This is a genomic window from Rothia sp. HMSC071F11 (assembly GCF_001809115.1).
In the GTDB taxonomy this organism is placed as follows: domain Bacteria; phylum Actinomycetota; class Actinomycetes; order Actinomycetales; family Micrococcaceae; genus Rothia; species Rothia dentocariosa.
In genome coordinates this window covers 2,007-16,634 of record NZ_KV795741.1, presented here as the reverse complement: position 1 = coordinate 16,634, position 14,628 = coordinate 2,007, and the positions used below count along the sequence as shown (strand labels likewise).

The window sequence follows — 14,628 nt, the reverse complement described above, 5'->3', positions numbered from 1 at the left end:
GTAGTCCTAGTTTTCGGCGGAGCCTTCTTCTGCGCCGTCGTCGAGGGAACCGAACATGCCTGTGCCCAACGAATCGCCGGTCATGGATGAGGTTTTGCGCAGTTCCGCCGAGGCGTGCTTGTGCAGGTTGCCTTCCTGATCGGCGATCTCCCAGTCCCACATGAGGTTGCCGTTCACAAGCCCCCACAGACGCACGGATCCGGCGTAATCGTGCGAGATTTCGTCGCGCAGCAGGTTACCGGTCTGCATGCGCACAACCGGGCCCTTAATCATGCCTACGTAGTTCTCGCTGATGCCACCGGGGTGCGCGATGGTGGCGATCAGATTGAATCCGTCGTCTTCGTTGCGCAGAGTTTCAACCGATTCCGCATCGGCAAAAGCGGGGACGATATCTTTGGGAACCAGCCCAAAGCCGCCGTCGGCATCCGTGAGGGGACGGTCGATCTGCCAGAAGCCGGTTTCGATGGTGATAGGGCGCAGCTTTTGTCCGTTATCGTCGAGCAGGAAAGACTCGGCGCGGTATTCCAGGTAGGGCAGACCGTCTTGTGTGAAGTTAATAATCTGCCCGAAGGGAGTATTTTCTTGCCCTTCATACCACATGGTTCCGGTACCTTCCCAGGTACCCAGAAGCCACGCGAAGGGAACGAGCTCAGGGGTTAGGTTGGTTGGGATTTCAATTGCCATTCCCCTATTCTAGGCGTTTTCTGCGGTCAGCAGTTCAAAACGTGGGCTATTTCGCCATAGGCTGGGATGCACGAGAGCCGGGCATGCAAAAGCCCCCGGCACTGTCTGCACACCCCACCCGGGGTGCCTCAGCGTTAACCGGGGGCACCGTGAGCCTTCCTCGGCTCAAAAAATTTTACGCTCTACTTCTGCCCTGCGAAGAGACCCTTAAGTACTGCGTATGCACCAACGGCGATGCATACCGAGATGAGAGCCATCAAACAGATGAAGAAGATCTCTAAGTACAAGATGTTGTCCATGCCTTAAAAATACCATAGATAGCTGAACTAAAGCACGGATCACAGCGCTTTCCCCTGGACAAAATAACTTTCATACGCACCGCTGCTGCGTGTTTTAGCACCGTTGAAGGTACTGTGCCCGAAGAGCACACAAAGGCATGAGTAAAATAGTACAAAACCGTGCGAGTAAGGATTGCAGATTCAGGAGGATGTATGTACCGCATTGCGTTACTGAGCGATGCGCCACGAGCGCAAGAGCTCATTCCTGCCCTCAGTCTGCTCAGCCACCGTGTGATCGAGCTTCCCCTCGATTCGCCCCTGAGTACTATCGGCACGGAACACGATATTGTTATTCTGGATGCGCGCCAAAACCTGCTCAAAGCACGCAATACCGCCCAGCTTTTGAAGACCGCGGGCATCACCATCCCGCTCATGATTGTCCTGACCGAGGGCGGAATGGCGGCTGTTTCCGCCTCGTGGCAGGTGGACGATATTGTGCTGGATCAGGCTTCGCCCTCCGAAATGGATGCTCGCCTGCGCCTGTTGGTTACGGCACCCGAGCTCAAAGATACGGATGATCGCAGCCAGCAGATTATCCGCATCGGCAATCTGGTCATTGATGCACAAACCTATTCGGCGCATCTGAACGGGGCAGCACTCAACCTGACCTTCAAGGAATTTGAGCTTTTGAAGTTTGTGGCTCAGCATCCCGGGCGAGTATTTTCGCGAGCACAGCTACTCTCGGAGGTCTGGGGCTACGATTCATACTATGGCGGCACGCGCACGGTCGATGTACACGTTCGCCGACTGCGTTCAAAGCTCGGTTCTGAGCACGAACAGATGATTACCACGGTGCGTAACGTGGGGTATTCGTTCCACGCGCAGAATACCCATCACGACCCTTCTGCCGAAGACTAACGCCGCGGCGAAATACTTTTCTTTTTCTGGTGCGCCGAAGATTGCGCTTATTGCATCAAACCGGTTCAAACGCAGGCTTTCACCCGGTAAAGTTAAACAGTAGGCAATGTGAAAGAAGGCGAGAATGGCGGCATCACCCGAAAACTTCACCCTCGACTCTGGGCACTACGAAAATATGCCCCTCAATGCTGAGCTTCTAGAGCATTTCACGCAGTTCGCACGCGCCGTACAGAAGCACGACGGCACCCCGGCTTTCTCCGAACAGACTCTGGTGGAGCTCTCGAAAGCGGTGCACGGTGAGAGTCTGGTTAAACCGCAAGTTTTCGCATTCACTCCGGCCGCCGATAATCGCGAGTTACAGGCTGTGCTCGTTGCCGTTCCTTCCCCCGAAGACTCTGACGAGCCCGGTGTGCTTGAGGCAGCCGTTCACCCGCAGATGCGCGGGCAGGGGCTCGGTCCCGCTTTCTTCACTCGCGTTATTCAGGATTTAGGAAGCGAGGCCGCCAACTACAATCTCTGGGTACACGGAAGCGCAACCGACACCGGTATTGAGAGTCCCGCCAATGAGCTTGCCGAAGCCGCAGGTTTCACCCCGGTACGCGTGCTGTACAAAATGGTACTTCCGCTTGACGAGCAAACTCGTGAGAATCTTGCCGAGCTCTCGGATGCGCGCACCCTGCCCAACTCGCTTGAGCTGCGCACCTTCACCCCCGCCGACGAAAACCCCTGGCTTCGCGTTAATGCGGAAGCCTTCGCTGAGCACCCCGAGCAAGGTCGCCTGACTCTCGCGGATTTACGCGAGCGCACCGGCAGCGACTGGTTCCGCCCGGAGGGGTTCTTTATCATCTCCGAGCGGGAAGATCCGCATAATATTGCGGCGTTTACGTGGACGAAAATTCCAACCGCTCAGACCGAGCCGGGGCAGCCGCTCGACGATCTGGTGCCTGCGGGTGAGATTTATGTGGTGGGGGTCAGTCCAAACGCCCAGGGCGGCGGTCTGGGGCGCACCGTGACCCTGCGTGCCCTAGCGTATTTGGCGCTTGCATCCGACGAAAACGGCGAGCCTCTGCACGCAATCGAACTGTATGTGGACGCCGATAACGCCCCTGCGTTGAAGCTCTACGAGTCGTTAGGGTTCGCAGTTGCGACCGTGGATCGCATGTATGCCCCCGAACGCGGCTCCGGCAAGAGTTCGTCTAACGGTGTGGATGCGGGCGTGCTCTCCGCTGTTACCACGGCGGTTATCTCAACCGGCAGCATCTAGCGTTTATTCGGGGTGGGACGCGGGTTCTTTACCGGCTCACACCCATACCGAACGTTCTTTCTGCGTTGTGCTCGATGACGAGCGGCGCATCGTAAACTTAGTCCCTCAACATAGTAAGGAATAGCCTGTGGCACCCCACCCGCATACCAAAAAGAATACCGAACCGGCACCGATGACCGGGTTGATTCACATCGGAAACGATATCTCGAAGATTGAGCGTGCCGATACCCGTGCCGACCGCATTGAAGCGGGAGAAAAACTCGATCTACCCAATATCGAAGGCGATTTTGGTGCCGAGCGTTTTCTCGACCGTGAAAGCAGCTGGCTCGATTTTAATTCCCGGGTGCTGGAGCTTGCCGAAGACCCTGATTTGTACCTGCTGGAGCGCCTGAATTTTCTTTCTATCGTGGCCTCGAACCTTGACGAGTTCTTTATGGTGCGCGTGGCGGGGCTCAAGCGCCGCATCGCTACCGGGCTGGCGGTACCTTCCGCCGCAGGTTTGAGCCCTGACGAACAGATGGAGGCGATCTCGACCGCCGCTCACAGCCTGCAGAAGCGCCATGCCCAGGTATTCCATGAGCAGATACTTCCCGAACTGAAAAAACAGAACATTCATATTGTGGGCTGGGATGACTTGGATGCAGACGCTAAAACCCGTTTGCGCCAAGAATTCCTGCGCGACATTTTCCCGATTCTCACCCCGCTCGCGGTAGACCCGGCGCACCCCTTCCCCTATATTTCAGGACTTTCGCTGAACCTTGCGGTGCTGGTGCGCAACCCGCAGACCGGCAAGGAATTGTTTGCCCGTGTAAAGGTGCCCGATCAGCTTGACCGCATGATTTCGGTGGATGGTCCCCGCGCCGCCAACACGACCGGCAAGGAATCCCGCTATATTCCATTAGAGGTCATTATTGCCGAACACCTTGACACGCTCTTCCCCGGCATGGAGGTTGTTGAGCACCATGTCTTCCGCGTAACCCGTAACGAAGATCTTGAGGTTGAAGAGGACGATGCCGAGAACCTGCTGCAGGCCCTCGAAAAGGAGCTGCTGCGCCGCCGTTTCGGTCCGCCCGTGCGTCTTGAGGTTGAAGATACGATCAACCCCACGATCCTCGACCTGCTCATTTCTGAGCTCAATATCGACGACTCCGAAGTATACAAGCTCCCCGCGCCGCTGGATCTGCGCGGTATGGGCGCGATCGTGCGCGCCAACCGTCCCGCCCTGCACTACCCCAAGCATATTGCGCATACCTCCCGCTGGCTTAACGCCGCCGAAACCGCCAAAGAGGCGGATGTGTTCGCCGCAACCCGCGATCACGATGTGCTTCTGCACCACCCCTACGATTCCTTCGCCACCAGTGTGCAAGCGTTTCTTGCGCAAGCGGCGGCCGACCCGAAGGTACAGGCTATCAAGCAGACCCTCTACCGTACCAGCGGCGACTCCCCCATTGTCGATGCGCTGATCGAAGCCGCTGAGGCAGGCAAACAGGTTGTCGCACTCGTTGAGATTAAGGCACGGTTCGACGAGGAAGCTAATATCTCCTGGGCGCGCAAACTCGAACGCGCGGGCGTGCACGTGGTCTACGGTCTGGTCGGACTGAAAACCCACTGCAAGCTCTCCTTGGTAGTGCGCCGCGAAGGCAACCAGCTGCGCCGTTACGCGCACATCGGCACCGGCAACTATCACCCTTCCACCGCGCGGTTCTACGAAGACCTCGGCATTATCACCTGTGACGAGCAGATTTGTGAGGACGTTTCGCGCCTGTTTAACCAGCTCTCCGGGTACGCGCCAAAAACCACCTACAAATCGCTACTCGTCGCCCCGCGTTCGCTGCGCAGCGGGCTCATCGAGTGCATTAACCGCGAAATTGAGAATCATAAGGCGGGTAAGGAGGCGCGCATCCAGATCAAGTGCAACTCCATGGTGGATGAGGCGATTATCGACTCTCTCTACCGTGCCTCTCAGGCCGGAGTTCCCGTCGATGTGGTCGTGCGCGGTATTTGCGCCCTGCGCCCCGGTGTGCCCGGACTCAGCGAGAATATCCGGGTGCGTTCGGTGCTTGGGCGCTTCCTGGAGCACTCGCGCGTCTTCGCGTTTGAGAACGCGGGTGAGCCCATCGTTTATATCGGGTCTGCCGATATGATGCACCGTAACCTCGACCGCCGCATTGAGGCGCTCGTAAGGGTCAAAGACCCCCGCCATATCAAGTACCTGCTCGATATGTTCACGGTCTACATGAGCGATGAATCCCGCACCTGGCACCTCTCGGGTGACGGCACGTGGAAGCGTTTCGATACCGATGCCGACGGCAACCCGCTGCGCGATGTGCAGTCCTATTACCTGCGCTCGCGCTCTCGGAAGAACCACGACAAGATTTAGCGTTTTCCCCTTTCCGTAAAATCCATATGCAGGTGGCTTTCAGACCGAAAAGTAGCACTATGCGAATTTTCGGTCTGAAAGCCACACTATATGCCCATAATTGTGCTCCACAGGGTGCCAAGCCACGTAACATTCGGATTTTTACTACGAAGGTGAACACAAGGTTACGGGACGGTGACGCCTCTGAAGATTTTTCCCCTAGAATGGGAGTACACCGCATCATCACTACCAGCTCGTAGAGGATCCCGTGACCACCGAATCAACGTACTATTCCGCCCACGTATACGATAATTCACTCGCCATCACCCGCACCCGCGAAAATACAGCGCCAGTCGTTGCCGCAGGTGCCCTCGTCTGGCGCTTGCACGGCGAAAAACTTGAAGTGCTCATGATTCATCGGCCCCGCTATAACGACTGGTCTTGGCCCAAAGGCAAACAGGATGCGGGCGAATCACTCGTTGAAACCGCCATTCGTGAGGTAGGCGAAGAAGTCACCCTCAGAATAACCCTCGGCGTGCCGCTGGCGGTCACCAGCTATATGGTCTCGGGGCGCCCCAAGGATGTGTTCTACTGGGCCGCACAGTTGCCCGTGGGTGAGCATCCCCGCGCTGACGAAGGCGAAGTTGATGAAATCCGCTGGGTAACCCCCAAAGAGGCACGCAAGCTCTTGAGCAACAGCACCGACCACGAGCCTTTGGATGCGCTCGTTGCTCACCATAAAGCCGGTACTCTGCACACTCGCCCGGTCGTCATTATGCGGCATGCCAAGGCCAAACCGCGGTCTAACTGGACTGCCGCCGACGACGAGCGTCCGCTCGCGGGAACCGGTAAACGCCAGGCGCTTGCGCATAGCCGCCTGTTGGAGGCATACTCCCCCACCCGTTTGCTTTCATCTCCGTGGCTGCGGTGCATGCAGACCGTGGCGCCCTATGCGAACGACCATGCGATCGCGATCAAAGAGAAGAAGTCCCTCTCGGAGAGCGGCGCGGCAGGGCATCCTAAACGCACGGCAAAAGTGACCGAATCGCTGTTCGTGAAGGAAGTTCCTTCGCTGCTGTGCACGCATCGCCCCGTGCTCCCGTTGGTTTTCAAGGCTCTTAAGGGTCACCTTATGAAGGGTTCGGCGAAAATTCTTCCCACCGAAGATCCCTATATGGAGCCAGGGGATGCGGTAGTCCTGCAGGTCTCAACCGCCGAGCACGGTGGTATCGTCTCGGTTGAGACCATCCGCCCGGTTATTGATTAGCACCAGAACTCTCGCGGTTCATGCGCATGGAAGTGTGAGAGTTTTGAGCCCCTCGAAAACTTTCGAGGGGCTCAAGTATTCCAGATGACTAGACAGGCTCATGCAACGCCTCAGGCTCCTACAGGCTGTGCTCATATTGGGGGTTCACATCTGGTAACATAAGTTGAGCTTCAACCTTTCACTTAGGTTCAGCATAGTTTCCAGCCACGCATCACGGAAGATACATAAACTATGGGCGAATACGACAACATGCACGTTCTAGAACGTGATGTTGAGTTCGATTTTAATCATGCCGATATTCTGCTCAGTATATTCAGGTATTTAAAAAGAAAGTTAGAAATACAGCTTCCGGAACGGCAGCGGTATATTGGCATAGCCCAACGTGAGTTTAAAGGACATTTCGCACGAGTTTTTGATCAGAACTGTAAATATTCCATCTCTGAATGTAAAAACCTGATTACAGCCTTAGGCGATGCCGCTGCCGACCTACAGAAATATACTGATGCCGCACACCAAGAAAATGAGAATCGTAAAAAATTCCGTGAGGCTATGGCACATTGGGAGGAAGAAAAGAAGAAGATTAGAGATAACATTGAAAATGATAATCGCAATACATTTATAAGTTTTCAGAAAGATCCCGCTGCCTATTACCCTCCCCGACCACAGCCTAATCTAGATAGCGAAGGTCCCAAGTTCGACGAACGCGCCCCGATTATTAAATCCCGTAATACAGGCAGAAATGCAGAGGTTATCGGGCGCAACCGTACGCATCGCGCCGAAAAGAGGGCTCGGGATGCCGCCCAGGATGCTACCGAGACTACATCGGCTATTCCTGGCAACATCGTGAAATTTGCGCAGAAGAACTCCACATTAGATCAAAGAATTGCCGAGCTTTACTCCAATATCACCAAATGCTATAGCTCTTTTGTTGAGCATACATCATGGGGTTTTTTTGATGCTACAAGCCTTTTTAACTCGCTAGCAAAATGGGTTGATGCTAACCAATCTGATGTTCGTTGGATTCTCACTGTTGCGGAAGCTTTCGCGACAGCTGGTTCTCAAGGAATGTTAGGACCTATTTATTCTGAAGCAGATTTTTTGGATTATCCGCAGTACCTTAATACGGGGTATATTCGGAATTATCTGAAGGAACAGAAAATTTCTACGGATCGTCCGAGTATTGATGTTTCTCGTGCGACAATAACCGGCGCTGTATACTCAGCGGGATATGCGCTTGATCCCGTAAATGTTGCCACAGGGAATTTCATTGAGCATGAGTGTGATCTCTCCTTCGAGCATGCTCCTGCGGCATCGCTCATCAAGCTTGAGCGTATGTACAATAGCGTTGCCGTTACCTATCCTGAAGAAGCTCCTTCGGGTATCTTTGGTTTCGGTTGGTCTTCTACGCTTGATACTCAGCTTACGTTGAGTAACACGGGCGCTGTATGGCACACGCCTGATGGTCGGGCTCTCACGTTCCCTCGCATGGGTGACGGTTTTGGTCGTGTTCCTTCCGAATCGTATTGGCTTAGCAAAACTGTTCCCGGCGACGAGCTTTACAGCTATGTTTCCACAGCGACGACGAAGGCAATCAAGACGGCAGAGAACGCTGGGCGCAAGGTCAGCGCACCTACTACACCCGCATATTATTGGGTTGTTTACAATTCCAAGCATGTTCGACACTTCTACGATCCTTCTGGTGCCTGGACAGGCGTCATGGAGGGGCATTATGCAACCTTAACGCTGCCTCTTTACTCTTCGGATTCCGCAACGGGTGCGTTAGAGCTAACTGACATCATTCACCCGGCCTCAGGTCGAGGTCTTCAGATACGCTATGGCTGCTCACCCCGTGATAACCGTATTCGCCCTGAATCTGCCAGCACCTATCTCATAGATCATGATGTGCAGATACTTGATACCGTCACCTACATTTACGACGATGATGATCTGCTAGCAGCGGTTAACCGTCCTGACGGTATTCGTCGTTACACCCATAACGCTAAGCGCCTTATTGAAGAAGTCTGGGATGTGAACGGCCACCGTGAAGTCACTAATACCTATGACGGCCAAGGACGTGTGGTCCACCAGCTGACAGAACATTCCCGTGAAGTGTCTTTCGTCTATGCTCCGGGCATTATGACGATTGTTGCTGATGCGATAACCGGCGACAGCTCTAATATTTGGCGCTCGGATGAACGCGGACGTCTTAGCTCTATGACGGCTGCTGATGGCAGCCGCCAAGTCATGCGCTACGATAAGTTCGGCAACCGCATCAGCATTACTGAACGCGATGGCTCTACGATAAGCCGTTCCTACGACTCTTACAGCCGTTTAGCGAAACAGCTTACCCCCGAGGGTGCACTGTCTAAGTACACCTGGGACGAACATAACCGCCTGCTCACGACCTCTGTATGTGATTTCCGTGATCGTCTCAACCCCGGTGATCCCGTGGTAGTGTCATATACCTACGAATCAACAGGGGCAAACCCAAACCCCATCACTATGACTGATGGGAATGGGCATACTACAGAATATAGCTGGGATGAGTACGGCAACCTTCTAAGCGTTACTGACCCCACCGGTGTACGTACCACATACACCTATAACGCACGTCAAGAACTGATCAGCATAACAAACGGTGTTGGCGATACAGTCCGTCTAGAGTACGACAAACACGGTCGAATAGTGCAGGTTAAGGATGCTCTAGGTCACGTAACCTCTACTCATTGGAACTCCGCCGGGCAACTCGCCTCAGTCACGGATGCTGCCGGTTCACGCTGGTCTCTCACGTACCCTGAGCTTGCTCCCGAAGAGCTGGATGTTCCTGCTTTTGTGCGCCAAAACCTTACGTCAAGCGGCACTCACCGTGTACGCGATACATCGCGGCCTGTAGGTCAGCTGCCCGTTTCTTTGACAGATCCTTACGGTCATGTCACGCACTTTGAGTACAATAACGGCAACCAGACCACCGCTGTCACGGATCCACTGGGTCGTACCAACCGCGCAGTATTTGATGCCTGGGGCAATATGGTCAAGACTATTAATGCCCTCGGTGCCGTAACTAACTATGAATACGATGGCTTGTCACAACTTATTGCGGTGACAGATCCTCTGGGTGCCCGGAGTGAGTTTGACTACGACTTGGCTGGCGAAATCAGCCAGATTACGGATGCTACTGGCGTTGTTACGCATCGCACTGTAAATCGTAGAACGGGCAAAGAAACTACGTCCTCCGGCGGAATACTCGGATCTTCATTCCGTCACGTCGATTATCTGGGACGGGTGATTGTTGAGGGCGAGAATAATACCCAAAATTTCGCCTCTTCGCAGCCGGTTAGACGTGCATCTCAAAGCTCAAAGTCACCGAGTGCATCCCCAAGAAGCAGCGAAACTATTACCGAGTTTACATCCTATGATGCCGTAGGCAATCCTGTTGAAACTCTTGATGCTCAGGGCGGACTCACCCGCCGCACCTACGATGCGGCAAACCGGCTGATACGCGAGGTATCTGCGGCGGGACGTACCCAAACATTCGACTATGATCAAGCTGGGCGGCTGCGGCGCATGGGCGTGGGGCTAAGCGTGCCCGAGCAGAAGCCGACGGTGGGCGAGAACGTGGAGTGGGAAGAGCCTACCGCTTGGGCGTACACAACGCTAACCTACGACGCCGCATCTCGAATTATTGCCCGAACCTATCCTGACGGCACAACTGAGCATACGACGTACGATGCCCTTGGCCGGATTATACGGGTGCAGCATGGGGCTCGCACGGCAACGTATGCATACGACCGGTGCTCACGCCTGATCCGCATGAGTGATAACAGCGCTGGTACCCGCAGATTCATCTATGATGCAGCCGGCCAGCTAGTGACTGCTGTAGATGCCTTAGGGTATCGTACCCATTTCGAGTATGACGCTGCCGGGCAGATGGTGCGCACCCTAGATGCGACAGGCCAGGTCACCACGTATATTTATGACGCCGCAGGTCAGCTTATCCGCACCGTTAAGGGCGCGGGTTCTACGGCAGAGATAACATCTACATACACCTACGATGCCGCAGGTCGTCTGCTGTCTGAAAATAATGGTGAGCGAACCCGTGCATACTCCTACGACTATCAGGGTGGCGGTTTGCTCGCGTCTTTGAGCGTCAATGGTGTGTGCGCGGCGGAATATTCGTACTCCCCCGGAGCATCATCTATCGGTCATCGAACTGTGACGGTGCGTGACTACGCCTCTGCTTCTGCACTCCGGGACCGCGATTCTTCCGCCTTTGCGGGTGTCGAAAAGCCGTACCTTGAGCATCGTTTTGTTTATGATTCCTCCGACCGTCTGATCTCTCGCAGCCGTTCAGGATTCCTAAGATTGAACGAGCAAAGCAACGCTCATGCAGACGACGATATGTACGAGCGTCTTCACGCTTTGAATACCTTTATCAAAACCGGCGCATATACACTAACGTACTCGTATGACGCCGATGGTTATCTGATCACGTCAGTAACCCCTTACGCAAAATCTACACGTACTGTAGATGGTGCCGGTCGAACGGTAGCTGTAACAACACACGCCACGGGACAGCCCGCTCACGACGTTATCTCTTCAGTATTCTCCTACGATCCTCTGGGACGTCTCACGCGGATTCAGGTGGGAGATATGGTATCTTCCTGGACGCACGAGCGCACTACCAGGCTAATCTCAGACTATGTGCGTGAACAGATACTCGCCGATGTCCGAGGGTTTGAAGAATCAAAGGTTCTTGAACGCACGCAAGTGATCCGTGACCATAACGGCCGTGTGATTGGGTTGGATTCAACGGGATCTGATACTTCACCGGATGGTCTTGTGCTGTACTCCTATGACGATGCCGGGCAGCTTGTGGGCGCCCGTTCAGCATCCCACGTGTGGGAGTGGGAGTACACAGCCGGAGTCATGATGCGCGAGCGCGTCTTTGCTCTCGATAGTTCTAACGGGTCTGAACGCACGGCTGCAGGCTCTCGTGTTCTGGAGGGTGAGCGTATCTTCACCCATAACGAAGCGAACCAGTTAGTTGCCGTTGAGGCTCGCGCATACGCAGGTGCACGGGGCGACGCTGGGGAGCTTGCCGCTCATACCATCACGGATTACTCCTACAACCTGGCAGGCGAACGTAGTGGTGAAGTCACGACCGATAAGCTTACCGGCACCTCATACTCTCGCGAATATAGCTGGGGCACCTATGGCGGTCTGACATCAGTAACAGACTCTATTTCCTCACGTGTAGGTATGTCACACACTTCACTGATTTCTGATGCGGTGGGTGAGGTATCCGCTGTTTCTGATGGTGAGGGCATTACAGTGCCTCTCATGTGGGATGCCAGGTCGGATATTCCGCATCTTCTGGGTGCTGGGGCGACGAGCGCACCCAGCTCTGACGGCGGCTTTTCGCAGGCGGGTATACCCAGCGGAGTGACACCTTGGCATACCCTCAACGTCCCCGGATTGACCTGCAGCACCCTCGATTCGGCATTAGGTAGCACACCCGGACTGCCGACAGACTGGGGCGTGCCCTCTACAAGCGCTACCCCGGTTCCCGGGCTGCCCACCGGTTTCGAGTTCACGGGTGCAGGGTCGCTACGCGTAGCCGGTCTAGATATGCTAGGCGCTCGCGTCTATGACAGCCCTTCACGTCGTTTCCTCTCAACAGACCCGAAGGCCGCAATAGCTGGTTCATCCTGGTTTGCTGACGTTTACGCATATGCAGGCAATAATCCGCTGGAGTATGTGGACCCTCGGGGTGAGCGCCCCATGACGGTTGCAGATTACCGTAAGTATCAGAGCCAAGAAGGCGAACGTTTCATGCAGCAGAGTCTGCGCCTTCTGGCTCTTGTAGGTGTTATTGGTTCCCTGTTCATAGCGCCGACAAGTATCCTCTTGGCTGGCGGTGTTGGTTTTATTTCTGGTGCCGCCAACGGTGCCGCTGATGGCATGGATTTCCACACCCCCGACGGCAATATCGACTGGGATAAAGTGCAGGCTTACGCCCTTCAGGAAGGCGGGAAAGAAGCACTCACAGCCGCACTCATAGGGATGCTCTTCAAAGCCGGGCCGCCCGTAGCACGCGCCACCGGCAACCAAGCGATGAAAGTCCCCGTTATCTCCAAAACGGTTAATCGGGTTAAGACGTCCCCTGTCGTCATTAAAACCCAAAATACCGTTAACGCCGTCAAAACCCGCATCAACGGAATCCAAGACCGCATTGCCACATGGACGCGCACCAGCCTGCTGGGCATCGAGCACGTAGTGCCCAAAGTGCACCCCACGCCGCACAATAGCCCACATCAGATAGACATACCCAACGGACCCAAACCAGCCCATACCGGATCTCTCGATCACAGGACATCAGGAACAGTACACGAACCCAATGTGCAGCTGAAACCTGTGGAGGAACCGAAGGTTGAGAACCTGCCTCCGGCAAAAGGTGCGGCGGGTGATTCTCCATCATTAGAGAAACCTGCTACGGCTGATAAAAATCCGTCCCAGGTAGAGCACTCTCCTGGTTCCACAGTACAGAATGGTGATCAGATAATCACGTATTATTCTGCTGACGAATTCAAACAGACCTATGTTCCTGAGTTGATCCATGCTAAGAATAACTCTCGATATATACCTGTCGAAGAACCTGGAACATATAACGTGTATGGGTTTGGAGAAGCTAAAAAGTTGGAGCGGGAGTATTACATTAAATTAAATGGTGGAAACTCTCCTGCTGACCTCTCTAAAGGAAAACCGGAGTTTGCCTTGTGGCGTCCTGAAGTTAGTGAGCCTAATCTAGATACAGCGATGACTGGTTTTAGGAATGTTACCCGACATGGTAATACGGTTGAAGCTCAGGTTGGCTCCCGAAAATTTATGGTGACTAATCTGGATGAGTATACTGGGACGATCCCTGATGATGTGGTTCCAACAGCTAAATCTCTTCTTGAAGAGGGAGAAGTGTACTGGAAAAATAAAGATCATAAGCCTGCTGGGTTTGGGAATAAGCCTCACCCTCTACCTTTTGACAATCCAAATGCTCGTATTCTTCCTACTCATGACCAGATGGGAAACGAAATAAAGTACACGGAGTACAAAGTCAGAAGGTTATTCCGAAACCAAAACCAAGTAAACGATGTTGGCACAGAACGGCTGGTAGTTGGTTCTGACGGAAGTATCTACTTCACATCAACCCATTATGAAACTTTTGTCAGGCTTGTCTAAAAGGAGAGTATGTATATGAGGTACATATGTGAATATAAGGATGAGTTCGTTGTTCCGGTGTTCACTCAGGAGAGTGGGTACTGGGAGAAAATTATGAAGCCTCGTTTGCAGCAGCAGGGGTGGTATATCGCTGAAGTGGATTGTGCTGGTGTGGAAGATATAGTAGATTTTGGCAGGAGGCTTCTACGGGCACTTAATTTTAGCGTTGGTGATAACGAATATATCAGTCCGATATGGTATGAAAATCTTGTCGGGGAAATATCTGGAGTATCTATGCGGCAAGGTTTTTTTATCTACTATAAAAACTTTGGAGACTTTTTATCTATGCATCATGATGCAGATCCAGAGTCTTCAGCAATATATGCGATCAAGCTTCTTGAAAATATGAGCTATCACTATTCTGATCTTCGTGGGTATATTTACGAGCAGTATCCTGTGGTGGTAGGGTATGGCATTGGTCTTCCCACCTCATATATTCCGCAGCTTGAGGAGCTGATGGGTGCTGAGAACGTGATGATTGCCGGTGAGGGTGTGCGGTATCCGTGGTCTGATTTTGAAGAAGAACAGCGCAGGAATTTTCCGAACGGTGCTCCGGATCCTCTATACGATAAGTATGGGGAGCTTT

General features: G+C 53.8%; 7 protein-coding genes. 6 read left to right on the top strand and 1 reads right to left on the bottom strand.

The genetic code is table 11. The features are described from left to right. Positions 1 to 6 precede the first annotated feature (6 nt). Positions 7 to 684, bottom strand: coding sequence for a heme-binding beta-barrel domain-containing protein (locus HMPREF2554_RS03100; protein WP_013397656.1), 678 nt, complete (start codon positions 682 to 684; stop codon positions 7 to 9). Between the two features lie 491 nt (positions 685 to 1,175). On the opposite strand from HMPREF2554_RS03100, the gene HMPREF2554_RS03095 reads away from it, so the two are divergent. From HMPREF2554_RS03095 to HMPREF2554_RS03070, 6 genes are all read left to right on the top strand, one after another. Next, positions 1,176 to 1,880: a winged helix-turn-helix transcriptional regulator gene (locus HMPREF2554_RS03095; protein ID WP_004005341.1), complete on the top strand. Its 705-nt coding sequence runs from the start codon at positions 1,176 to 1,178 to the stop codon at positions 1,878 to 1,880. Between the two features lie 124 nt (positions 1,881 to 2,004). After that, the gene (mshD, locus tag HMPREF2554_RS03090) at positions 2,005 to 3,144 is read left to right on the top strand and encodes a mycothiol synthase (protein WP_070553988.1); all 1,140 of its coding nucleotides are present in this window, start codon (positions 2,005 to 2,007) and stop codon (positions 3,142 to 3,144) included. A gap of 127 nt (positions 3,145 to 3,271) precedes the next feature. Beyond that, the gene (locus tag HMPREF2554_RS03085) at positions 3,272 to 5,524 is read left to right on the top strand and encodes an RNA degradosome polyphosphate kinase (RefSeq protein ID WP_013397658.1); all 2,253 of its coding nucleotides are present in this window, start codon (positions 3,272 to 3,274) and stop codon (positions 5,522 to 5,524) included. Positions 5,525 to 5,771: 247 nt separating this feature from the next. After that, on the top strand, positions 5,772 to 6,770 hold the full coding sequence (locus HMPREF2554_RS03080) for an NUDIX hydrolase (protein WP_048754787.1): 999 nt from the start codon (positions 5,772 to 5,774) through the stop codon (positions 6,768 to 6,770). Positions 6,771 to 7,001: 231 nt separating this feature from the next. After that, on the top strand, positions 7,002 to 14,003 hold the full coding sequence (locus tag HMPREF2554_RS03075) for a DUF6531 domain-containing protein (RefSeq protein ID WP_070553985.1): 7,002 nt from the start codon (positions 7,002 to 7,004) through the stop codon (positions 14,001 to 14,003). A gap of 15 nt (positions 14,004 to 14,018) precedes the next feature. Further along, a partial coding sequence (locus HMPREF2554_RS03070) for a hypothetical protein (RefSeq protein ID WP_070554091.1) occupies positions 14,019 to 14,628 on the top strand: 610 nt, incomplete at its 3' end.